The organism is Methanofollis liminatans DSM 4140 (genome assembly GCF_000275865.1).
Classification (GTDB): Archaea; Halobacteriota; Methanomicrobia; order Methanomicrobiales; family Methanofollaceae; genus Methanofollis; species Methanofollis liminatans.
Genome location: NZ_CM001555.1, coordinates 1,466,311 through 1,490,856 on the forward strand (window position 1 = coordinate 1,466,311; position 24,546 = coordinate 1,490,856).

The following is a 24,546-nucleotide window of genomic DNA, read 5'->3' on the forward strand; positions in this document are numbered from 1 at the left end:
TTACGAGGACACTCATGGATGCGGATAGAGAGATAAAAAAACCGGATGAGCAACCGGTGTCGGATCAGGCCGGCCCTCCGCAGCCTGAGATAAATGTGGAGGCACTCACACAAGAGAACGAAGCCCTGAAAAAGGCTTACGAAGAGTTGAACGAACGGCATCTCCGCCTCGCCGCAGACTTCGACAACTTCAGGAGGCGTACGAACCGGCAGATCGACGAGATCAGGGAATTCGCCCTGGAAAAGTTCGCTGCCGACCTGCTCGACGTCGCCGACAATTTCGAGCGCGCCCTGAAGGCGGACGATGCATCCCTGCGCGAGGGGCTTGAGAGCATCCAGAAACAGTTCACCGGGATCATGGAGCGCTACGGGATCAGACACTTCGAGTGTAAGAACGGCGAATTCGACCCTGAAAAACACGAAGCAGTCGTCTGCATCCCCTCGGACCACCCGGAAGGCACGATCGTCGAAGAATTCATGCGCGGCTACTGCATGCACGATCGGGTGATCAGGCACGCAAAAGTCGCGGTCTCGCAGAGAAAAGAATAACGGAGGATAACAATGGCATCAGAAAAAGTTCTTGGCATTGACCTTGGTACGACAAACTCGTGCATGGCGATCATGGAGGGCGGACAGCCAGTTGTCATCGCCAATGCCGAAGGTGGAAGAACAACGCCGTCGGTCGTCGCCTTTAGCAAGGACGGCGAGCGGCTGGTCGGCAACGTCGCAAAGAGGCAGGCGGTAACCAACCCGAAACGCACGATCATCTCGATCAAGCGGAAGATGGGTACGAACGAGACCGTCGATATCGACGAGAAGAAGTACACCCCGCAGGAGATCTCGGCGATGATCCTGCAGAAGATGAAGGTCGACGCGGAGGCCTATCTCGGCGAGAAGATCGAGAAGGCAGTCATCACCGTCCCGGCCTACTTCAACGACGCCCAGCGGCAGGCGACAAAGGACGCCGGCAAGATCGCCGGGCTTGAAGTGCTGCGGATCATCAACGAACCGACGGCGAGCGCCCTTGCCTACGGCATCGACAAAGAAGAGGAGGCGACCGTCCTCGTCTACGATCTCGGCGGCGGCACCTTCGATGTCTCCATCCTCCAGCTCGGCGACGGCGTCTTTGAGGTGAAGGCGACGGCCGGGAACAACCGCCTCGGCGGCGACGACTTCGACCAGCGCGTCATGGACTGGATCGTCGCCGAGTTCAGGGCAAAAGAGGGGATCGACCTCTCGAAGGACCCGATGGCCCTGCAGCGGATCCGTGACGCCGCAGAGAACGCCAAGAAAGAACTCTCCAGCGTCCAGAAGACGAACATCAACCTCCCGTACATCACCACCGATGCGAGCGGCCCCAAGTTCCTGGACATGGACCTCACCCGTGCAAAGTTCGAGCAGCTCGTCGGCGACCTCGTCGAGAAGACTGTCGAGCCGGTGAAGCAGGCCCTCTCCGACGCCAAAATGACCGCCAAGGACATCGACCACATCCTTATGGTCGGTGGATCGACCCGCGTCCCCATGGTCGTCGAGACGGTCAGGAAACTTCTGGGCAAGGAACCCGACAAGGGCATCAACCCCGACGAGTGCGTGGCGGTCGGCGCGGCGATCCAGGGCGGCGTCCTCACCGGCGAAGCAAAGGACGTGCTCCTCCTCGACGTCACCCCGCTCTCCCTCGGGATCGAGACACTGGGCGGCATCGCCACGAAGCTGATCGACCGGAACACCACCATCCCGACGAGAAAGAGCCAGATCTTCTCGACTGCCGCAGACGGCCAGACGAGCGTCGAGATCCACGTCATGCAGGGCGAGCGCGCCCTGGCAAAGGACAACTTCACCCTGGGCAAATTCCAGCTCACCGGCATCCCGCCGGCGCCCCGCGGCATCCCGCAGATCGAGGTCACCTTCAACATCGACGCAAACGGCATCGTCCATGTCTCGGCCAAGGACCTCGGGACCGGCAACGAGCAGACGATCACGATCAAGGGCGGCAAGGGCCTCTCCGAGGACGAGGTCAGCCGGATGGTCGACGACTCGAAGAAATTCGAGGAAGAGGACCGGAAGAAGCGGGAGGAGATCGAGGTCAGGAACACCGCCGACACCGCGGTCTACACCGCCGAAAAGACCCTCAAGGAGTCGAAGGACAAGATTGCAGCCGACGACCAGAAGAAGATCGAGGACGCGGTCGCCGCCCTGAAGACGTCCCTTGAAGGCGACGACGTCGAGGAGATCAAGAAGAAGATGGAAGAGCTCACCGAAGCCGTCTATGCCGTGACCGCAAAGCTCTACCAGGAAGCGCAGAAGGCCCAGGCCGAAGCCGGGGCCGCCGGTGCAGAGAAGACAGACGACAACGTTGTCGACGCCGACTTCGATGTCAAGGACGAGAAGAAAGAGTGAGTTTCGATGAGTGCGGGAAGCTACTATGATGTCCTCGGCGTCGCCCGGGACGCCGGCGACCAGGAGATCAAGAAGGCATACCGCAACCTTGCACGCAAATACCATCCCGATGTCTGCAAGGAGCCTGACGCGGAGGAGAAGTTCAAAGAGATCAACGAGGCCTATTCGGTCCTCTCAGACGCGACCAAACGGGCGCAGTACGACAACATCGGCCATGACGCCTTCAAGAACGCCTCGAAGGGCTCGTACACCGGTGGCGGCGGCTACGGCGGCGGGTTCCAGTCCGACTTCAGCGGCTTCGGAGACATATTCGACACCTTCTTTGGTGGCGGCGGAGGGGCGAGAGGTCCGCGGCCGGGTGCCGATCTCCTCCTTCGCCTCTCGATCAACCTGAAAGACGCCGTCTTCGGAATCGATCGAGAAGTCGAGGTCTTCCACACGGAATCGTGCCCTGAGTGCGACGGCACCGGGAGCAAGACCAAAAAAGTCCACACCTGCCCGACCTGCGGCGGGAGCGGTCAGATCAGGCAGGTGAGCCAGTCCCTCTTCGGCCAGTTCGTCAGGATGTCCACCTGTCCGGCATGCGGCGGCCGGGGCAAAAAGCCAGAAGAACCCTGCAAAACCTGCGGCGGCAGCGGCCACACCCGCGTGAAGCGGAAGGTGAACGTCCATATCCCGCCGGGTGCCGATACCGGGATGCGCCTCAGGATGGAGGGGTATGGCGAGGCCGGAGACTACGGCGCCCCGGTAGGCGACCTCTATATCGAGCTGATTGTAGAGGGTCACCCAAGGTTCGCCCGAACGGGAGACAACATCGAGACCGAGGCCCAGATCTCGCCGGCACAGGCAGCGGTCGGGTCCAGCGTCGAGGTGAAGACGATCGACGACCGGACGGTGGACTTAAAGATTCCGGCCGGGATCCAGCACGGCACCGCCCTGCGCATACCCGGCGAGGGCGTGCGGCGGCGCGGGCGCCCGGGCGATCTCCTGGTCCGCGTGCGGATCGTCGTGCCAAAGAGCCTCTCCGACGAGGAGCGGGAACTCTACCAGAAACTCCTTGAGATCGAGAATAAGAAGGGCCCGGGGAAAAAGGGCTTTTTCAAGGATTTCGTCGATAAGGTGATGGGGCAGGAAGATTAGACCCCACTTTTTTGTTATCTGCACTTGATTGGATCTCTTTCATGGAATGCCGGGGGAGCTGGAGATTGGCGGGCCCCCGTAAAGATCGTGCATTTTTGCTTTCGCCGGGCCAGGTCCCGAGGGCGAACCAACAACAGGAGAGCACGAGGAATGAGATCAGGAGGAGACCGGTCAGGCGCGGGAGACGCTCATCCATCTGGTGAAAAGTATCCGCGCACCCGTTGCCGGATCAGAAGCATCATCAAAAATATTTCACGCAACACACCCCGCCAAATACGGGATATATCCAATTTAATCTGATATTAATATCCAGATAATGAATTGGAGCCCAGAAACAAATACGAGATATTTATATGCAATAATATAAACTATTAAATACGCCCGAAATAGCATAGTACATGTGGCATCTCTCATGCCGTTGTCAGGATCCGTGGCGGGGAAAAACGCATAATTTAGCGACAGTTGCCTGAAAAGTTGCCATTCAGGCATTTTACCAACGATGGAGCACTGCACGCCCCCCTCTCGCTAAATCGATCCCATAACTATGGCATAGCATGGAAATACACCTCTCAAAACGTGCTTTCGATTCACCAGAACGATCCGTTGCGCAACGACGCGACCGGTCATGGGGTTGCCGCACTTTCCAGATGTTGTGTGATTCCTCCTTTCAATGAAATCAACACACTCCTATAATTTTTCACGGTGGGGATGATACGGGATTATCGCTACCCCACATCCCCATTGTTTACAAAATAATGATTAGAAATATCGGCTTTATTGAAACTCCCATACCGAGCTTGATGTCTCCCCTGTAATCGCAGGGAGGGAGCGCGGATCCCCCGCCTTCCCCCTCCTGCCTGCCGGGAGTTGCACCCCCGGACCCCACGTGCGATGGGCCCCGGGAAGAGCAACCAGGACATCCAGGGAGAGGGCGTGCCGCATCCACACCTATCCTGAACGGGGGTCCGGGGGCAGCAGTCCCCCGGCGCAAGCACGCCAGAATAAGATTTCATACCAGCCGAAATATCTTTACGGCAGCACAGGCATCGGGTTTTTGCAAATTGTTCCAGAAATGTGCGGTCATCTCCCGGTCAGACACTGGAGACGCCCCATCATCTGGTGAAAAGTATCCGCGCATCTGCGGCGGGAGCAGGAGCAGTATCAAAAATATTTCATGCAACGTATCCGACCGAATATAAAATATATCCCATTTAATCTGATATTAATCCCCCAATCCCGAATTAAGATCCGGCAAGAAATATGAGGGATTTATATGCAAGAATATAAACGATTAAATACGGCCCAGATGGTACAGTACATGTGGCATCTCTCATGCCGTCGTCAGGATTCGTGGCGGAAACAAACGCGAAATTCAGAGACAATTGCCCAGAAAGTTGCCATTCGGGCATTTACCTCAACGATGGAGTACTACATATCGTCCTTTCGCTAAACCGATTCCTTAACAATGGCATAGCTGAGAAACTCACCTCTCAAAACCTGTTTCCAACTCTCCAGAACGATCCGTTGCGCAACGACGCGACCGGTCATGGGGTTGCCGCACTTTCCAGATTTTGTGTGATTCCTCCTTTGAATGACACCTAGATATCCCTATAATTTTTGACAGTGAGGACGGCACGGGATCATTATCCCCCTACGCCTCCATTGTCTGAAAAAGAATTATTAGAAATACCTTCCCTCATGAAGCGCCCTGGCTTTCTCCATCGCTTCAGGAATATGCGGTCATCTCCCAGAGGTGCCGAATGAGGCGGCCACGAGCATCATCTCTTCTTTATCGGCCAGGCCCTCGATCCTGAACGCCGTCGTGTTTTCCGTCCAGATGAGGGCGTTTGTGTCGGTCCCACCATAATAGGCGCCCTCCAATCCATTCACCAGAAGGCGCTGGGCCTGCCCCTCAGGCGGGTTCGAATCAGGGAGATCGGCGGGGCGCACGGTGATGCTGAACGTCGTCCCGTTCTTCTGGTAGACCATTATGGTGGAGAAGGCGGGGAGGCAGGAACCACCGATGAAGGCATATTCCCCGGGCAGATGGGGGAGGGGGACGTCGAAACACCGCTCTGCCGCCTCCAGGGTCGCGGCATGGATCGGGGTGACCGCATAGGTGCGCATCAGGGTGATCGCGGTCCCTTCCGGAGGGGCAAAAGAGAAGGCATCGGCAGGAAGGACGACCTCCGTGAAATCTTCGAAGGTTACCGCCATCACCCCTCTCCCTGCCGGGTCCAGGAGGGTGAGGCCCTCTATCTCCCCTCTCTTGGGGTCGACGGAGAGCGCGATCCGCTCGACCGCATCGTGCATCCGGGTCGGGGCGAAACCGAGAATCCCGTCACCGGCGATCTCGATCCTCCCGTCCGTCCGGGTGCAGGTGACGTTGCCGTCCAGAAGGCTCTCTTGCAAAAGATCGAGGGCGTACAGCATCGCCCTGACCGATCTGCCGGCGCCGTTCCAGACCGCACCGGCGTACATGGACGGGACCACCTCAGCGCGCCCCCCGGCCGGATAGTAGGTCCAATGCCGACGTCCGTCGTCGGAGACGATCGTCCCGTTCGAGAATTCGGCCAGATACCGCCCGTCATCCGCCGCCGTGATCAGAAATGCGGTTTCTTCGCCGTCCATGAAGACCGTGACGCCGGCAGACCAGTTCGAAGGTACGGCCACGGCGCATGACGTCCCGGTGCTGCCGTAGCGTTCCCCGGCATCGGTGCACCCTGCACAGAGGACCGCACAGGCCAGCACGCAGAAGGTGAAAACGGTTCGAACCGACATCTCGAAGGGAGCATCGCAGGAGACTATAAAAAGAGGGGCCCTGTCGCGCCGTCTCTTTCAGATCAGCCGCACGATCCCCCGCCGCGGCTGCATCGCCTCGCCGAAACGCATCATCCGCTCGATCTGCTCCTGCACCTCATCGCGCTCGTAGCCCTCGCCGGCGAGTCGCTCGACGACCTCGGCGATCCGTGCCGTGCCGTCGTCGCCGCCGAGATCCTTGATCGTCTCCTTGATGGTGCGGATGATATCGCGCTTCTTCTTCGTGATCCCGCTGGTCCATTTATCGATGTCCAGGGTCCCGGTCTCGGCGTCGTAGGCCACCTGCCGAAGACAGGTGTCCACGATCTTGATCACCCGCTCGGCGTCCCGCGCCTCCACAAACGGCGAGAGGCGGATACGGGCCGAGGCCTCGCCCAGGCGGATCAATGCCTCCAGCTGGCGGGCCGTCACCGGCACCGGTTTGTTGTCGTCGGCAAGGCCCCGGAGACGGAGATAGTAGGCGATGAGCATCTCCTTTGCCCCGTCGGTGATCAGGGGGTTGATGTTCCGCTTCGCATAGGCGACGTACTTTCTCAGCACCTCAGGGGCGATCGGCGGTTCCACGGCCACGCTCTCCGCGGCAAGGAGTTCGGCGTGCCCCTCTGAGAGGGGACCGGCCGACGCCTGCAGGATCAGTTCCCCGACCCGGTGGGCCTTGACGATATGCTCGGCGATCGCCGTGTCCCGCGCCTTATCGGGCGTGTCGGTCATGATAAAGATCAGGTCGAAACGGGAGAGCAGGGATGGAGGCATGTTGATCTGCTCGGCGATCGGGACGAAGGCGTCGAACCGGCCGAGTTTCGGGTTCGCCGCCCCGAGAAGGGCGCAGCGCGACCGCAGGGTCGCCGTCATCCCGGCCTTTGCGATCGAGATTGTCTGCTGCTCCATCGCCTCGTGCAGGGCCGATCGGTCCTCCTTCGCCATTTTGTCCATCTCATCGACGGCAGCGACCCCCATATCGGCGAGCACCAGGGCACCGGCCTCGAGCGTCCAGCTCCCGTCGCCGAAATCATCCTTGACGGCCGTTGCTGTCAGGCCGGCCGAGGTCGAGGACTTGCCCGAGGTGTAGACGCCCCGCGGCGAGAGCTGCACCACGTAGCGGAGCATCTGGGACTTCGCGATGCCGGGGTCGCCGACGAGCAGCATGTGGATGTCGCCGCGCAGGCGCGAACCGTCCGGGAGATCCTTTGCTACGCCGCCGAAGAGCTGGAGGGCGATCGCCTCCTTCACCTCGAGGTTGCCGTAGATGGACGGGGCGATCGACCCGGTGATCATCGGGTAGAGAGCCGCCTCCCGGGACAGCGCCCGGATCGCCGCCTCGTCCTCCTCTGAAATGTTCACCTCCTCATACTCGCGCTCAGGCGCCTCGGCCGAGGAGCAGTCGAGATAAATATCGAAGAGCGTGGACTTTGTTCCGTAGTTGACGCGCTGCTTCGAGCGGAGAACGCCATTGAGCACCACCCGGTCGCCGGGTGCGATCATGCCGGTGAGGTCGTCGGTCATCTCCACGTCCAGGGTCTGCGGCCGTTCGCCGCCCCGCAGCCCTTCAGGCGATTCCTGTATCCTGACCTTCTGCGAATCGACGAACCGGGATTTTCCCGGAATGAGTTTGAGTTTGCGGCGGTTGCACTCAGGGTTCGGGCAGTTCTCCGGCTCCTCAAAGGTGCCGTAGCCCTGCGCCAGCGTCACGGTGGCGCCGCACCCCGGGCACTGGAAGACCGCCTCGATGATCCTCGGCCTCACCTCGGTCGTCTTCCTGATGATCCCTTTCACCGAGACGAAGCGGGTGATGTGGTAGGCCCTGATGTCCCGGATCCCGGTGATCCGATCGATGTGGTGGAAGCGGATGTTGATCCGGCCGATCTTATCTTCGCCGATGATCGAGACCTGGCGAAGGGCGTCCCTGATGTCCCCTGTCGCCTTTCCCGGCCGGTCGATCATCTCGTCGGCAAGGCGCAGCCCTGACCGGCCCGATGCCTGCAGGGTCTGGTAGTCGATATAGAGTGAGCGTTTGAATGGGAATTCGCGCTCGATCTCCGCGAGTTCCCGCCGGCAGTAGCGGGAGAGGAAGGCCACCCACTCCCCGACCACATCGGTGACCTCGCCCATCGTTAGAACTCCCGCTCAAAGAGCCTGATGATGCCGGGCCGCGGCTCGATGACCTCGCCCTGGTTTTTGAGCATCTTCAGGGTGCCTTCGACCTTGTCTTTCGTAAAGCCCTGTCTGATCATCTCCTCGATCACCTGTTCGAGGTTTGCGGACCCGTCGTCGCCGCCGACGTCCCTGATGATCTCCTTCACCGTCCTGATGATGTCCCGCTGCCGTTTCGAGACCCCGGTGGTCCATTTATCGATATCGAAACTTCCCGACTCGGCGTCGTAGGCCACCTGACGGAGGCAGGTGTCGACGATCTTGATCACGCGGTCGGCGTCCTCCAGTTCGATCGTCGGCGAGAGACGGACGCGGGCCGAGGCCTCGCCCAGGCGGACCAGCGCCTCCAGCTGACGGGCCGTCACCGGCACCGGCTTGTTGGTGTCTGCAAGGTTTCTGAGGCTGAGATAGTAGTCGCGGAGTTTCTCCCGCGCCTCGGGCTGGATCGTCGGGAAGCAGTTCCGCTTCGCATAGGCGATGTACTTCCGGAACAGGAGAGGCTCGATGTCAGGGGTGACGGGCTTGAGCTCGCGCTGGATGTACTCGTCGGTCACCCCTTCCATCGGCATCCGCTTGCGCTTTTCGATCAGTTCCCCGACCGAGTGGGCCTTGAGGATGTGGTCGGCGATCGCCATGTCGCGGGCCGAGTCGGGCTTGTCGGTCATGATGAAGATCAGGTCGAAACGGGAGAGCAGGGACGGCGGCATGTTGATCTGCTCGGCGATGGGAGCATACTCATCGAACCTCCCCATCTTCGGGTTCGCCGCCCCGAGGAGGGAGCAGCGCGACCGCAGGGTCGCCGTGATCCCGGCCTTTGCGACCGAGATCGACTGCTGCTCCATCGCCTCGTGGAGGGACGACCGGTCCTCCTTGTCCATCTTGTCCAGTTCGTCCACCGCCGCCATGCCCATGTCGGCGAGCACCAGGGCGCCGGCCTCGAGCGTCCAGCGGCCGTCGCCGAAATCGTCCTTGACGGCCGTTGCCGTCAGGCCGGCCGAGGTCGAGGACTTGCCCGAGGTGTAGATCCCCCGCGGCGAGAGCTGCACGATATACCTGAGGAGCTGGGACTTTGCGATACCCGGGTCGCCGACCAGGAGGACATGGATATCGCCGCGCAGGCGCGACCCGTCCGGCATCTCCTTTGGGATCCCGCCGAAGAGCTGGAGGGCGATCGCCTCCTTGACATCGTCGTTGCCGTAGATCGTCGGGGCGATGGAGCGGGGGATCTTCGAGTAGATCTTCGGGTCCCTGGAGAGTTCGAGGATCGCCGCCTCGTCCTCATCAGAGATGTTCACCTCTTCAAACTCCTTCTCGGCCACCTCGATGGCGTTGCATTCGAGGTAAATGTCAAAGAGCGTGGACTTGGTTCCGGCGTTCACCCTCTGGAACGACCTGAGAATGCCGTTGATGATCACCCGGTCGCCGGGGGCGGAATCGCCGGTGAGGTCGTCGGTGACGTCCACGTCGAGGGTCTGCGGTTGTTCGCCGCCGCGAAGCCCCTCGGGCGACTCCTGGATCCGCAGCTTCTGGGCGTCCACGAAATCGGATTTTTCCGGCACCAGTTCGAGCGGGGTCTTCTTCTGGCAGGTGGCGCAGAGGCGGAAGGGCTCCTGGAACTTCCCGTACTTCTGCGGGTACGGGGGCGTGATCTGCCCGCACTCCAGGCACTTGAAGACCGCCGAGGTGACCCTGGGCCGCACCTCGGTCGTCTTCCTGAGGATGCCCTCCACCGAGACGAAGGTGTTGATCTGGTTCGACCTGATGTCCCTTATCGCCGTCTTGCGGGTGAGGTTGGTGAACCTGATGTGGATGCTCGACCGGTCCTTCTCCTCGATCACACCCAGGCGCACCAGGGCGTCCTTCACGTCGCCCATCACCTTCTCGGGCTTTGCGATGAGCTGGTCCGCGAGGGAGAGGCCGCGTTTGCCGAAGGCTTCGAGGTTCCGGTAGTCGATATAAAAGGAACGTTTGTGGGGGAACTCTTTTGCCAGCTCCACCCGCTCCCGTTTGTTGTACTGGCGCTTGAGAAATGTCTCCCAGTCGCTGACGACGTCGGTCACTTCAGTCTGCTGACGGTCTGACATTGTGTACTGTACCTCCGGGTCATGGGTCTATGAAGTCTTCTGGTGCAGGGTGAAAGTGTTCACGCCTGCTTCTGTGCCGAAAGGACGAAGAGGGCGATCAGCGCGTCCATCTGGATCTCGGCGTCCGCACCCTCGGAGATCCTGAAATCGGCCTCGCCGATGTGGTCGATGTACGCCACCTTGAGGGCGGTGTCCATCTGGTAGGAGGTGAGGGCCCTGAAGCACTGGTTGATCAGTTCGCCAGGGGCGATGCCGCGGTTCCTGAGCAGGTGGCGAAGCGCCCCCTGGGCACCGGTGAAGTCGCCCTTCGTGCAGAGGCCGAGCAGGTCTGCGATCTCCTCGGGCTTTGCCGTCGAGGTGGTCTCGTAGATCATCCGGGCGTCGATCCGGTCGGAGAGGATCGCCGCACCCTGCAGGGCGTTGAGGGCCTTTCGCATATCGCCCTCGGCGATGTAGGCGATCGCATGGACGGCGTCATCGGTGAGGGAGATCTCTTCGGCGGCGGCGACGCGGCGCACCTGCTCGGCCACCGCCGCTTCGTCGAGGCCCTTGAACCGGTAGATGGCGCACCTGCTCTGGATCGGATCGATGATCTTCGAGGAGTAGTTGCAGGAGAGGATGAACCGGCAGGTCTGGGCATAGTTTTCCATCGTCCTGCGGAGGGCCGCCTGCGCGTCCGGGGTGAGGGCGTCGGCCTCGTCGAGGAAGAGCACTTTGAAGGTCGCACCGCCAAGGGGCGAGGTCCGGGCGAACTGCTTGATCTGGTTGCGGACGACGTCGATCCCGCGCTCGTCCGAGGCGTTGAGTTCCCGGAAGTTCATCTGCCAGGTCTCGCCGAAGAACTCGCGGGCGAGCGCAACGGCCGCGGTGGTCTTGCCGACGCCTGCCGGTCCGGTGAAGAGGAGGTGCGGGAGGCTCCCGCTCCGCACATAACTCCTGAGTCGCTCGACGATCTCCTCCTGCCCGACCATATCCTCGAGCGTCTGCGGCCGGTACTTCTCGATCCAGATAGTGCTGTTGCCCTCCATTGCACAGAGGTTGTCCTTCCAGACTTAGATATATAGTGCTCAGCACACCGCCCCGGATGAATGGCTGCTGCAGAAGAGGAGGATATCCGCTTTTTTCAGGAATTGATGCGGCTATGGGCCTGTACGTTCGGGAATTCCCATTGCATCGGCAACGGCCGGTTTGCAAAGAACCGGCACCCCCCGGGGAGAGGCCGCACCGTCGCTTCCCCCGGGTCAGCGACGATCGGGGAGGTGGCAGAAGGGGGGGTGCGCGGCATTGCGCCCGCCTCCCCACACGCGATCTTCAGGGAAAAAAGATTCAGGAGATAATAAAAAAATAAAAGCGTTTATCGGCGTATTTTTCCTAAAATAACGCAAAATATCAGGCATATCTTCACCCGACAGGTGATCTGTCGTGCTTCGTCCCGGGTGCGGGTATCAAAAAATTATTTCAATATAAAGATAATTAGTATATGGAGGATACCTGAAATGGAAACCAGCAGATTGTATGTCGGGAACCTGACATACTCCGTTACTGAAAAACAATTGGAAGAACTGTTTTCCCAATACGGCGATGTCAAGAGCGTCAAAATTATTGGAGACAAGGGTTTTGGATTCGTAGAGATGGGCAGCCCCGAAGAGGCTGAGAAGGCAAAAGAGGCCCTGAACGAGACGGTATTTGTCGGTCGCACGCTCAGGATTGACGAGGCGCAGCCCCCCCGTCCGAGAAGGGAATTCCAGAGATACTAATTATTTTCTCTTTATTCTCTTTTTGATTTCGAGTATTTGCTTGCCGCACTGCAGAAGAGTTGCGCGGCCGGACCGGGATGAGATGCAGCTTCTTCTTTCCGCCCCGTCCGATACAAAAAAAAGGAGGGTATCGAACCCTCGGTCAGCATACCCCCGGGCGGATTCGAACCGCCGTCGCCGGATCCAAAGTCCTGCATGATTGACCACTACACTACGGGGGTGCAATTGAAGGACGCACCGCCAGGTCTGCTCTCTGTCCGAGAGATCTGGTGCCTTACACTATTGAACGCTATTCCCAATCAATTTAGCTGTTGCCACCCGAGGGGAAGTATAAAGCATGGGGGGAGAAAAGCGGCACCATTGTGCAGATCACGATCCTCGGCGCCGAGTCTCTCGGCGCCCGCTCCATGGCGACGGTCGTCGAGGCAGGGGGGCGGACGGTGCTCATCGATCCCGGTGTCGCCCTCGCCCCCCGGCGGTTCGGGCTGCCGCCGCACCCCTGCGAGACCAGGGCGGCAGCAGAGATACGCCGGGCGATCCTCGCATGGCTGCCGCGGGCGACCGACGTCGTCTTCACCCATTACCACGGCGACCATGTGCCCCTGAGTGAGCCCGACCCCCACCAGATCCCCCTCGCCGGGTTCACCCTCCCGGAAGGCTGCCGCCTCCTTGCGAAGGGACCGGACATGCTTTCCCGCCGTTCATCAGGGCGGCGCAGCGATATCGAGAAGGCGAACCGGGGCCCCCTCCAGAACGCGGAGGGCACCGACGATAACGTCGTCGCCTGTTCCCTGCCGGTCCCCCACGGCGGCAGGGCGGGTGCGGTGATGATGGTGGCGGTGCGCGAAGGAGAGCAGTGTTTTGTGCATGCCTCGGACACCCAGCTCCGCTCCGACGAGGCGGTGCGCCTCATCGAGGCATGGGGGCCGACGGTCGTTTTTTCGTCGGGCCCGCCGCTCTACCTCCCGTCGATCGACCGGGCGGAAGAAGAAGCGGCTTTTTCGCGGGCGATCCATGGTGCAGAGATTGCAGGGACGCTCATCCTCGACCACCACCTCATGAGGTCGGAAAACGGACCGGCATGGATCCGGTCCCTCGAAGAGGTGAGCGGGCGGCCGGTCGTCTCCGCGGCAGGGTTTATGCGGAGGCCGAACCGTCTGCTTGAGGCCGGACGCCGGGAACTCTGGTCGGGAACGCAGGGGCGATAAACGCGGGAGGCAGAAACGACTGTCCCGGTCATCCGCACTCACACAGGGGAGATCTGGGGGGGCGCACCGATATAGCAACATACGGTTTATCGCCCCTCCCCGCCCCCATTTGAGAGCGGGAAGTACTGCCGGTACACCGCCTGCCGCTCGTCGAGGTCGGTGTGCAGGTAGACCTCGGTCGTCTTGATCGAAGAGTGGCCGAGGTTTTCCTGGACGACCCTGAGGTTCTTCGAGCGCCGGTAGAGTTCTGAGGCATAGGAATGGCGGATCTTATGCGGCGTGATGCCGGGCGGCGCATACCGCTGAAAGATCCGCTGCACGGTCCGCGGAGAGAGATTCTTGCCCTGCTGACCGACAAAGAGCGGCCCTATGATCGTGTTCCCGATATGCCCCTCGATCTCGGCGAGCGTCTCCTCATCGACAAAGACCGTCCGGATTTTGTCGCCCTTGCCCTTCACCCTGATGGTGTGCTCTTCAAAATCGATGTCCCCGATATCGATGCTGCAGAGCTCGGAGACGCGGACGCCGGTCGCATAGATCAGCCTGACGATCAAACGGTCGGTATCGTCATCGATGGACTTCAGGAGGCGGACCACCTGACTGTGCTTGAGATATTTCAGTTCCTGGTTCTTGACCCGCGGCCGCTCCACGGCCGGCATGGGATCGGCAGAGATCGCCCCCTGCGCATAGAGGTACGAATAGAACGACGAGAGGGAGGAGATCATCCGGTGCAGGGTCCGGGGTTTATAGGAGCGCCGTTCGGCAAGCCAGGAGAGATAGTTGTTCACCACCGACGTGGGGACCTCAGCCGGGGAGTCGAGGCCGGCCGCCGCGAATGCGCCCTCGTCAAAAGAACCGGGATCGCCATGCCGGCAGAGCCACACATAGCGGGCAAAGTGCCGGACCGTCTCTTCATAACTTTTGATGGTCCTGGGGGAGTAATTTCGCATTTTGAGGTAGATTTCGAAGTGATCCAGGCACTCTGAAAAATGACCGGTTTTCATCATTTATTTTATCAGCGGGCCACGCATATAACTTTGTCGCAGAATATACATTTGGCGACAGATGGTTCGGGCACCCCACCCACACACGAAGTCGGCAGGACAAAAAATATCGAGGACGCCCGCAGGATGTCACCGCCCGGGGCAGCCGGCCACCAGCAGAACAACAACATACCTGCGCGAAGGATCCCCACAAAAGAACCACATATCAAGCGATTTAACAGCACATCAGCGGGCCAGGGGGAACACCCCCATGGTTTCCCACCATATCGCGGAAAAGAATCCGCCCCGGCACATCTACGAGCGTCATTTATATAGGGAGGGGCGCCGCATGCCCATCAGGCAGAGGGCAGCACACAAAACCAGAGATCCGGAACGCACCCCCCTGTACGAGGAAAAGATCCCGGAGGAGTTCGCGCCAGAAAATTCCCCGAAACGCACAGGAGGAACATGCCACCGACCATCGCGGCCAGAGGAGGAGACCTGAAGAGGCAGCAGGCCACGCCGGCAGAGACGTGCCCTGGTCCCCCACCTCATGCGAAGACAGGAAGGCTACGAAGACAGGGACAAAAGAAGCCCGGATAGGCCCGGTTGAAATCCCATTCTGGCGCACTTATGGCGAGAGACTGCTGCCCCGGACCCCAGCCCAGGATAGAGGAGGATACGGCACGCTCCCGCTCCGGACGTCCTGGTCGCTCTTCCGGGACCCATCGCAATGAGGAGCCCGGGGGTGAAAACCCTGGCAGGCAGCATGGAGAAGGCAGAGGGATCCGCGCTCCCTCCCTGTGATTACAGGGGAGACCTCAAACTCGGTATGGGAGGTTCAAAAAGCCCCCGAAATCACCGTTGCATCTTTTCGCGTCCTTCGCGTGAGATATTCACGAGACGCCCAAAAGGAGGAAACACACCTCACGCGAAGACGCGAAAGCCGCGAAGATAGAGAAAAAAGAAGCCCGGAACACAAGGGCGCGGCCACCTGCCGATTCAGAGGGAACCGGCAGAGACAGGCAGCCCCGGTAAAGGAGGGCACCAGATGTTCTGCTCACCCACATTCAAGAAGGTTCAGGAGACAGGGGATCCAATGGCGGATTGAAGCCCCGTGAAAGAACATCTGAATGAGGACATATAAGGATGGGCCGTGCGGGGAGAAAGTGAACGCTGCCGCACAGAAGGATCACCGCGACCGGCCCCATCTTTCATCGCCCGACCGGACATCCGATGGCCTTTTTTTCATGAACCCTGCACTTCCGAACCCGCCCACCGGAATTCTCGCCACAGATCCATCCCGCGATTGGACCGGGAAGACAGAAGGGTAAGAACCGGCCACCCACCGAAGAAAAATATAATCGAACCAGATCAGAAAAAAACGCCCCTGTTGAAATCCCATTCGGGCGTGCCTGCGCCGGAGGACTACGCCCCTGGACCGCCGCTCATGATAGGCAGGAATACAGTAACTCTCCCCCCGGACGTCCCGTTCGCTCTTTTCGGAGTCCATCGCAATTGGGAGTCCGGAGGTGAAACCCCCAGCGCGGTGCGGGCGTTGTGCGACCGCATGAAATTTCAGGGTACGCCTCTGCCGGGGCCTGCCGCCCCGTAAAACTGCGATTGGGGCAGGGACAGGCAAACCACGCCGGCATGACCGCCCATCATTTCTCATCAAGAGAGGCCCCGCTCCTCCCGCCCTCGCATATCCAGGGCAATCGTGTGCGGGGTCCGGGGGTGCAACCCCCGGCGCGGGGCGGAGGTTGTGTGCGGGTACGGAATCAGATTCTCCCTCTGCCGCGGGGCCTGCCGTCCCTTAAAACTGCGATTGGAGCAGGAACGGGCAAACACGCCAGCCGGACCATCAGGATTTTTTCATCGACAGATGCTCCGCCCGATCCTTCCCCGCATGTCAGGAGCAATCGTGCGCGCGGAGTAATTTTTTGTAGTTTTTTCGGCTTTGCAGAAATCTTCACTTTTCCCGGTGCGAAGCATTATTCATTCGCTTTCTTCCATCTTCGCGCCGGGAGTTCATACTTCCGGACGGACAGGATCAGATCAACCGGGAGGTCGAGAGCACCATAAACCGTATGATGCTATATGTAACTGTGGGGGATCCGACGACCCTCAGAGCCCCCGGACGAGAGATCCCTGCCGCACCTATCATCGCAAGCGCGCGAGACCGGCAGAAGCATACCGGTAATATTGATACCCACAAAAACCAATGCGTCAGCATACAATGGGACAGCCGGAAGACCGCTCCGACGAGATCAACAAATACCGGAAGTTCAGGAAGGTCGAAGGCTCGACCTACCACCGCGTCAACCAGTTTCTCCGCAAACACACCTACATCACCGCGCGCGAGTGGGCGATAGCCCGCCTCTGCGCCGACTTCCAGACCACGAGCGGGGCCGAGATGACCTTCATCGGCGCACACCTGCCAGAACTCGTCCCGTTCATGACCGAACCCTACACGCCGCAGGCGGTGAACCAGGCCCGCAACGCCTTTCGGAACAAGGTGAAGATGGCCGGGGCGACATTCTTCTACGGCGCCCTCTGCGGTTTTTTCACGCCCGAAGAGCTCGACGACATCCTCTTCGAGTCGAGCGAGGTGGCGCGGTTCCTGATGGAAATCGAGGGGACGGCCCTTGAGATCGACGAGGAGATCGACCTCGAAGACCGGGTCGCCGCCGTCATGAAGAACGTCTCGCGTTCTTCGGCCGAAATCCTCAAAGAGCGAATAAAAAATTCAGGAAGTGAGAAGGAATGAAGATCATCCAGATCGTCGGCCGGTCCAACACCGGCAAGACCACATTCATCGTGGATCTGATCAGGGAACTGAAGGCGAAGGGAAGCGTCGCCGCCGTCAAGCACCTCGGTCACGACAGGTATGCGATCGAAGAGGGGAAGGACACCACCAGGTACGCAGAGGCGGGCGCAGGGCGATCGGTCGGGATCGACGACGAAAAGGCGGTGACCATCAGCAGCGCGCCAGAACTGACCGCCGTCCTGACCGAACTCTGCGATGCCGGCACCGAGTACTGCATCATCGAGGGGTTCAAGACGATTCCGTTCCCGCGGGTCGTCATCGGCGACCTCGAAACAGAGGACGTCGTCCTGCGAAACCCGGCCACACCGGCAGAAGTGATCGAGCGCCTCGACCGGTTCGAGGAGTTCCAGACGATGCAGGGCGTCGTCAGGGAACTGCGGCGCTCCTGCCCGGCAGAACGGGCCGGGTGCATCCTCTCGTTCAACGGCCTCGTCAGGGAGATCACCGGCGAGGAGAGGACCGCGTACATGGACTTCTCCCCCTCGATCGATCCCCTGATCAGGGAGATCGAGGCCGAGGCCGCAGAGACGCCCGGCGTCATCGGCGCGCGTTTCCACCACCGCAAAGGGCGGCTGTACGCCGGCGAGGACATCACCTACTTCGCAATCCTTGCAGAGCACCGGCAGGAGGCTTTTCTGGCCATGAGCCGGGCAATCGACCGGCTTAAGAGCGAAGCCCACAATAAACACTGAGGAAGACCATGGGCGACGAACGAGTACAAAAAAGATTGTTCGGGACAAACGGGGTCAGGGGCGTCATCGGTCAGGACATGACGCCGGACCTTGCGATGCGGATCGGCAAAGCGCTCGGGACAATGCGCAAAGGGCGGATCGCCATCGGGAGAGATACACGGACCTCGGGAGAGGCCCTTGCATGCGCCGTCTCGGCAGGGCTGATGGCGACCGGGTGCGACGTCGTGGACTGCGGCATCCTGCCAACACCGGCACTGCAGTATATCGTGATGGGCGGGTTCGAGGCGGGGGCAATGATCACCGCCTCGCACAACCCTCCGGAGTACAACGGCGTCAAGATCATCGAGCCCGACGGCACCGAGATGGGAGACGAAGAGACGCTGCACCTTGAAGAGATCCTCTTCTCGGGATCGTTTAAAACCGTGCCCTGGGACGAGGTCGGCGGGAAGAAGAGCGAGCCGAACCTGAGGGAAGCCTACATCGATGCCATCGTGGGCCATTTCCCTCCCGGCATCGGGCAGGGCATGACCGTCGTTGTCGACCCCGGTTCAGGCCCGGCGGCACAGACCACCCCGCAGATCCTCGCGCGCCTGGGCTGCACCGTCCACACGATCAACGGTCAGATGGACGGCCGGTTCCCGGGCCGCCTCCCTGAACCGAGCCCTGAAGGGCTCGCGCCCCTTGCCGAACTGGTCAGGGAAACCGGCGCCGCCTTCGGCGTTGCCCACGACGGCGACGCCGACAGGGCGGTGTTCATCGACAACCTCGGCAGGTATGTCGAAGAAAACAGGGAGTTCGGCCTTGTGGAAGGCTTCATCTGCAAACAGACAAAAGGGCTCGTCGTCACCCCGGTATCCACCTCGCTGATCGCCGGGGCGGTGGCAGAAGAGAACGGGTGTGAAGTGGAGTTCACGCCGGTCGGGAGCATCTATGTCGCCAGGCAGATGCGCAAACTCATCGCCGCCGGAAAACCCGTCGCCTTTGGAGGAGAAGGAAACGGCGGGCTCATCTACCCGGAGCACCAGTTCTGCCGCGACGGCGGCATGACCGCCGCAATGATGGTCGGCCTGCTCCATGCGGCGGGCGCACCTCTCGCCGCCCTCCTGGACGCCATGCCGGCCTACCACATCATCAAAGAGAAGATCAGGACAGAACATGCCGCAGATGTCATCGCCTCCTTAAAGATGCGGCATGCAGGCGAGGACATCGACTGCCGGGACGGCATCAGGATCAACCGGCAGGGAGCCTGGGCACTCGTCCGCCCCTCGGGAACCGAACCGATGATGCGAGTCATCGTCGAGGCGGAAGATGAAAAAACCGGCACCGCATTCTTTGCCGACATCATGGCAGAGATCAGGGCATCGGCCCCGGATATCGCCCGTTAGAAGTAAAATAACCCCCCACTATTTTTATCTCCACTTTTGGATATTAAAGCCCTCTTCAGGGGCCTCTCCCCTATTGCCCTGACCAAACCCCTTCAATTGATATAAATACCCTCAATTCATTTTATCTTATAGAATATTCTGAGACACCATAGAGAAACTTTTTTAACTATTGCTATATTATATTCTGGTAGGAAAAACCTTGCCAGAAACTGAAGCCGATATTTTAAAGAAAATACAAACAGTGGTGGCGCGGGGGGAGCAAAGCGAAATTGAGCTGCTTCTGAACGACATTTCTCAGATATCGAAGAGAAAGGAAAAGAAAGAACTGCTGGAGGCAATCCACTCCACGGTCATCGAGATGGCGTTTCGGGAAAATCACCCTGAACTGACAAAACTGCCTGCAGTCCTTCCGAAAGATGAGATCTACGATCACATACGCCGCGCCTCGCGGATCTTTATCGATACAAAAGACCGGGCATGGCTCCAGGCGGTCTACGACCTCTCCGGATCGCTCGACCGGAAAAGTTCGCAGTCGATGATCCTCTCCGAAGTTACAAAAGAGATCATCGAGGCCGGTGTGGACCGGGCAGAGGCCGAACTGATCGATGCCGGGATGGAGGTCTTCCACCAGATCAGTTTCCGAAAATACCGCTCAGCCATACTGATGGACATCGTCCCGCTCCATATCGTCTGGAGCATCACCATCAGGGACACATCCCTTCTCACCGAGGCCCTCAAAATGATCGAGGGAATTGGAGACATTTCAAAGCGCTCCCTGCTGCAGAGCGAGGTCACCAGGGCAATCGGGCGGATCGGTGTCGCAAAACGGGATTTTCCCACCATCATTCTGGCGCTGGAGAACGCTGCGGAGATCAAACAGAAGATCCGGCGTATCGCCTCGATCAACGTCATCGTGGCACAGGTATGGAAGTCTCCGCTGAGCACGCAGGTCTCAGACATCCCTGCAGTCTTAAAAACGCTCGAACACCTGCCCGAGACGCAACTCTCAGAGGTTGCAGCCGCCCTCACCGGCGAGATGATCAGCCGGGCCAGCGACAAAGGGGCGGCGATCGCCATGCTCGAAGGCGTGGAGAAGACCTACCCCTTCACCCTGCAGGCGATCATCGGCGAACTCCTCCAGGCTGCAGAGCGAAACGGCGACCCCTACTTCCTTGAGGCGGCCCTGAGGTTCAACTCCCGCCTCAGACCCGAGGACGAGGTCCAGATCAAAGAGATTGTCAGGGCCGGTACGGCAGTGGTCGAGCGGACGGGAGAGGCAAAGTTCCTCCTCGATATCGTCCCTCTGATCGAAGAGGCGGTTTCAGGGCCGCGTGCATTTGCCGTCTACCTCCAGCTTGTCCAGACTATGCTCGGCCGCGGGGCATTTTCGCACGCCGTCGATATCTTCGGGAAGATCACCTCGTTCTCAGAGATCATCCAGACCGGAACGCAGTTCTGGGACACCTCGGTCATGCTCGTCAGCGCAGGGGTGCTGAGGGACCGGGTCGACCAGATCAGGGACCGGGTCTTCGCACTGATGGATACCGAGACGAAAGAAAGCCTGATCCAGCGGAGCATTACAGAGATCGCCAGAAACACCAGTTTCGGTGAGATCATCCACCACATCTCCTCCATCGTCGCCCTCGCCGGCCTCCACCGCCACCGCGATGATCAACTGCTCCTGGCGATCGATCACCTGATCGAACGAAAATTCATCGATTCGCTGGACCCGTCGTACCTGGTGGAGATCGCCCGCCAGATCAGCAACCGCGAGATCAGCGGTGCGGCCGTCTCCCGGATCGTTGCAAACATGTCAGATTTCGGCGTCTCTCACCAGAACCGGGACTACCTCCAGAGGGCCGTCGGTCTCACGTGTGAGATCAGGGTGCAGAAGATCAGGTCGGAGGCGCTCTGCAGCGTCATCGACCGTGCCGCCGATCTCGCCGTCTCCCAGGGCGATCTCACGCTCCTGAAACGAATGCGGGGCTGGACCGATCCTCTCCTCGAAAAAGAATTCGGCCTCTACACCACCGGAAACATCGTCAAAGGGATGGTGAAGTACGGCATCAACAGGATAGCGCCCCACGCCCTGGAAAACGCCTATGAGGTGGCCGGCGATATCGACGACCCCTCCCTCCGGCAGCAGCTCAACGAACTGATCATTGAGGGGCTGATCAGAGTAGGGTGCCTGATGATGCAGGAACCGCTCACGGCAGAGAGTAGAAACCTGCTGGAGAACAGAATTGCGGTGTTCAGACGGGCGAACAAGATCCTCGGCGATACCGTGACCGAACGGCGCTACTCCATCAGGATCGCCCGCGGCATCGACATCATCACAGAATATCTGTCAGACACCAGGAACCCCTACTACGCCATACCCCTCGTGATGTTTGTCCTGGAGATCAGGAGCCAGGTCGAGCGGGACGCCATGGTGGCGCGGATCGCCGCCGAGTTCGAGCCGTACATCGACGACCTCGCCTCCACCGATCCGTACGAAATGATGGCGTTTCTGCTCCAGCGCCTCGAATATGCGAGCGGTTCGCCCGAGGTCATGGACCTGACGAAGTCGCTCCTCCTCCAGATCGCAAACCCCTATACCAGATATTCAGGGATGTGCACGCTCGCCGAGGGCTACCTCAGGATACACGATCTCGAACGGGGCTGGAGCGTCCTCAGGGAGATCCACGAGGGTGTCGGAGAACTGACGGTAGCCCACGAAAAAGCCCTGATCCTCTCCGACATCGCAGGGCTGATGGCGAAGGTTGACCCGGAGGAGGCATATGACTGTTTCCAGGAAGCGATGGCCCTTCTGCCGGCGGTTGACCCGGAGATGGGAGGGATCGTCCGGAAACATCTGGTCTTCTCCCTGGTAAGCCTCCACGCGATCGAGCCGCGAGAGGAGAACATTGCGGCGGTCACCGGACTGATAGAGGCGATCGAAGATCCGACCGATTACGTGAACTCTCTCATCTCCGCCTTCACCCTTGTTGCCCAGGGCGACAGGGCAAAAAATGTAATGGAAAGTATCTACGCCGGTATCGACGCCATTCCTCTCCCCTACGACCGGGCGTCGATGCTCCTCTCGGTTGTCCCGATCGCGGTGAGGTCGGGCGAGAAGGGCGACGCGGAACGGCTTCTCGTCGAGGCCGATGCCCTGACGGCGGATATACATATCCCGGTCGTCTCTGCCCTGGTAAAGAAGGGCATCTGCCAGATGTACCTGATGCTGGCCGCCACAGAAAAGAACGAGGCCTACAAAAAGAAGGGAATCGAGGTCGTCAGGAGTATTGAGGACGAGATCCTCAGAATACGGACCTTCGGGGAGATCGGGATCAGCACCGTTGAAGAGGTCGAGGATCCGGCGTTCAGGCGCCTCATGGAAGCGGCAGAGGAGGTGCTCGCCGCAGGTTCCGCCCACCCCGACATCTCCTCTCTCGAATATCTTATCGAAGGAGTTTCCGACCGGGCGCAGCGCGCGCGCTACTGCTTTGAATTATTCCTGCATTTCAGGGATGCCGGACGCGAGCGGGCGGCAGACAACATCCTCCTCCTCGGCCTCGACGAGGCGAGCATCATCAGGCCCCTCTCCAGAAGAGTCTATGTCCTCTGCGGCCTGGCGCTCTCCCTCCAGAGCATCGGGGAAAAGAAAAAGAGCAGAGACATCATCGGAATGGCGGTGAACGCCGCTACAAATATCAGGCAGGACGATCTGCGCGACGAAGTGTTCAACGAGCTTGACGTTGTCATGCGGGTGATGCAGGAAGGGAGGGTATGAAGACGATCAGGGTGCGGGTCACCGGCAAGGTCCAGCACGTCGGTTTTCGGGCCTGCACCAGAAAGATCGCCACGACCCTCGGGATCGGGGGGGCGGTGCGGAACCTCCAGAACGGCACCGTCGAGATCGATGCCACCGGCGATGATGCGGTCCTGGAAAAGTTCCTGGGGATGATCTATACCTGTCCAAGGGTGGTGATACGGGACCTGGAGATCGAGGACCTTCCGCTTTCCAGGTACGCCGAGTTCAGCATCTGCCGGGAGACCGGTCAGTAGACCGGCGAAAATTCTGTCCCTGAGAGAAGGGCGCAGGCATAGTCGCGCACCACGGTATTGATCCGGCCGTCGTCAAGGGTACGGCGGATGCCGCCGAGCAGGTTTTGTATAAGATTTTCAGAAAGGTAGCAGCGCCGATCGCCGGTATCGTAGTCGCAGGCAGAGATCCCTCCCCGCGCAAGGGAGAAGACCGTTTCATCGATCATTAACGGTTTGAACCCGTCGATGATATCGTAGATCAGGCCCCCGGCCCCTTCGTGCAGGGTGCCGGAGTCCGGGTCCAGCCCTGCGGCCGAGAGCGTTACGTCTGCCGAACCATAGAGGACGGCGTAGCCGAACGAGAGCATGGCATTGACGGGATCGATATGGGGTCTCCTCCCCCGCCGCCTGAACCCGAGTTCTGCCGGGATGGTGCGCGCCATGATCTCGTAATACATGTCACTGACCAGTTTGTGAAGCCGGCGGACCTCCTCCATTCTGATAAGAAAGGGCAACTCCTCGCGCGACCGGTGGAGGAACTCGAGTTCTCCTTCGTACAGGAGATCCCAGCCGTGAGCATTGCCATAACGCTCGATCGCAAGGATACGCGCGTCGATCCCGGCCTGAGCAAAGATCAGGGCGACGGAGTGACACGATACCTTCTGCTGGGCGAACCTGATCGTTTCAGCGTCCTGCGGGTGGGGCGGATTGATCTGGCCGGCCGGGAAGCCGTCGGCGTCAAAAAATGATATGGTTGCCCCGGCCCTGACGAGGGCGACGACAGCGGAGGTGTGGATGGTATGCCCGCCGACGACGATGAGGTGACCGACCCTGCCAATATCATAGCGCTCCTCACCCGCTCCCTTCAGGACCGTGAGGGTATTCCTGGTCGCCCTGATGTGTCCACCAGAACCGGCGACCGTCACCCATTCACGCAGATGTTCGGTCATGATTAAACTACACTGTCAGCGCCGGGTTTCGGCGGTTGATATATCATATCTGGCATTTTCCCATAGATGAAAGGATCGATATTTCTGCCGGATGGCGTCCGGGTTAGTTTGAAGATGCAAG

The 24,546-nt window shown here is 59.9% G+C and carries 16 protein-coding genes and 1 tRNA gene; 10 read left to right on the top strand and 7 right to left on the bottom strand.

All coding sequences use genetic code 11. From position 1 onward, the window contains the following. Positions 1–95 precede the first annotated feature (95 nt). The 3 genes from METLI_RS07200 to dnaJ are packed head-to-tail and all read left to right on the top strand — an operon-like array spanning position 96 to position 3,536. Positions 96–548 (top strand): nucleotide exchange factor GrpE, encoded by a 453-nt coding sequence (locus METLI_RS07200; RefSeq protein WP_245529341.1) that lies wholly within the window; start codon positions 96–98, stop codon positions 546–548. Between the two features lie 12 nt (positions 549–560). Next, positions 561–2,396: a molecular chaperone DnaK gene (dnaK, locus tag METLI_RS07205; protein ID WP_004039173.1), complete on the top strand. Its 1,836-nt coding sequence runs from the start codon at positions 561–563 to the stop codon at positions 2,394–2,396. A 6-nt stretch (positions 2,397–2,402) separates the two neighbouring features. Further along, positions 2,403–3,536: a molecular chaperone DnaJ gene (gene dnaJ, locus METLI_RS07210; RefSeq protein ID WP_004039174.1), complete on the top strand. Its 1,134-nt coding sequence runs from the start codon at positions 2,403–2,405 to the stop codon at positions 3,534–3,536. Between the two features lie 1,740 nt (positions 3,537–5,276). On the opposite strand, the gene METLI_RS07215 is transcribed toward dnaJ, so the two are convergent. The 4 genes from METLI_RS07215 to METLI_RS07230 are packed head-to-tail and all read right to left on the bottom strand — an operon-like array spanning position 5,277 to position 11,619. Further along, on the bottom strand, positions 5,277–6,317 hold the full coding sequence (locus METLI_RS07215) for a LolA family protein (protein ID WP_004039175.1): 1,041 nt from the start codon (positions 6,315–6,317) through the stop codon (positions 5,277–5,279). A 57-nt stretch (positions 6,318–6,374) separates the two neighbouring features. Then, positions 6,375–8,465, bottom strand: coding sequence for a minichromosome maintenance protein MCM (locus tag METLI_RS07220; RefSeq protein WP_004039176.1), 2,091 nt, complete (start codon positions 8,463–8,465; stop codon positions 6,375–6,377). 2 nt (positions 8,466–8,467) lie between these two features. Continuing rightward, the gene (locus METLI_RS07225; protein WP_004039177.1) at positions 8,468–10,591 is read right to left on the bottom strand and encodes a minichromosome maintenance protein MCM; all 2,124 of its coding nucleotides are present in this window, start codon (positions 10,589–10,591) and stop codon (positions 8,468–8,470) included. Between the two features lie 59 nt (positions 10,592–10,650). Then, entirely contained in the window at positions 10,651–11,619 is a 969-nt protein-coding gene (locus tag METLI_RS07230; protein WP_004039178.1) for a replication factor C small subunit, read from the bottom strand. A gap of 468 nt (positions 11,620–12,087) precedes the next feature. Between METLI_RS07230 and METLI_RS07240 the strand changes: the two genes are divergently transcribed. Continuing rightward, a complete protein-coding gene (locus METLI_RS07240; RefSeq protein ID WP_004039180.1) occupies positions 12,088–12,348 on the top strand; it encodes an RNA recognition motif domain-containing protein in 261 nt (86 codons plus the stop codon). Between the two features lie 148 nt (positions 12,349–12,496). Here the strand turns inward: METLI_RS07240 and METLI_RS07245 are convergent. Then, a tRNA-Gln gene (locus tag METLI_RS07245) sits at positions 12,497–12,569 on the bottom strand. Between the two features lie 141 nt (positions 12,570–12,710). On the opposite strand from METLI_RS07245, the gene METLI_RS07250 reads away from it, so the two are divergent. Beyond that, positions 12,711–13,556 (top strand): MBL fold metallo-hydrolase, encoded by an 846-nt coding sequence (locus METLI_RS07250; protein ID WP_048103695.1) that lies wholly within the window; start codon positions 12,711–12,713, stop codon positions 13,554–13,556. Positions 13,557–13,642: 86 nt separating this feature from the next. Here METLI_RS07250 and xerA read toward each other — a convergent pair whose 3' ends face one another. Then, positions 13,643–14,560, bottom strand: a complete 918-nt coding sequence (xerA, locus tag METLI_RS07255) for a site-specific tyrosine recombinase/integron integrase (RefSeq protein WP_048104157.1) — start codon at positions 14,558–14,560, stop codon at positions 13,643–13,645. Between the two features lie 2,218 nt (positions 14,561–16,778). Here xerA and METLI_RS07260 point away from each other — a divergent pair. The 5 genes from METLI_RS07260 (at position 16,779) to METLI_RS07280 (ending at position 23,496) form a co-directional block, all read left to right on the top strand. Then, complete coding sequence (locus METLI_RS07260; protein ID WP_004039183.1) at positions 16,779–17,309, top strand: DUF5806 family protein; 531 nt, start codon at positions 16,779–16,781, stop codon at positions 17,307–17,309. Then, positions 17,306–18,061, top strand: a complete 756-nt coding sequence (mobB, locus tag METLI_RS07265) for a molybdopterin-guanine dinucleotide biosynthesis protein B (protein ID WP_004039184.1) — start codon at positions 17,306–17,308, stop codon at positions 18,059–18,061. Before METLI_RS07260 ends, mobB begins: the two co-directional genes overlap by 4 nt. An 8-nt stretch (positions 18,062–18,069) precedes the next feature. Then, entirely contained in the window at positions 18,070–19,446 is a 1,377-nt protein-coding gene (gene glmM, locus METLI_RS07270) for a phosphoglucosamine mutase (RefSeq protein WP_004039185.1), read from the top strand. Between the two features lie 199 nt (positions 19,447–19,645). Then, positions 19,646–23,221, top strand: a complete 3,576-nt coding sequence (locus METLI_RS07275; RefSeq protein ID WP_004039186.1) for a hypothetical protein — start codon at positions 19,646–19,648, stop codon at positions 23,219–23,221. Next, positions 23,218–23,496 (top strand): acylphosphatase, encoded by a 279-nt coding sequence (locus tag METLI_RS07280; RefSeq protein WP_004039187.1) that lies wholly within the window; start codon positions 23,218–23,220, stop codon positions 23,494–23,496. The genes METLI_RS07275 and METLI_RS07280 overlap by 4 nt, the downstream gene beginning before the upstream one ends. On the opposite strand, the gene cas1 is transcribed toward METLI_RS07280, so the two are convergent. Beyond that, positions 23,490–24,425 carry a CRISPR-associated endonuclease Cas1 gene (gene cas1, locus METLI_RS07285; protein WP_004039188.1) on the bottom strand — a complete coding sequence of 312 codons (936 nt, stop codon included), beginning with the start codon at positions 24,423–24,425 and terminating at the stop codon, positions 23,490–23,492. The genes METLI_RS07280 and cas1 overlap by 7 nt on opposite strands. Between the last annotated feature and the right edge of the window lie 121 nt (positions 24,426–24,546).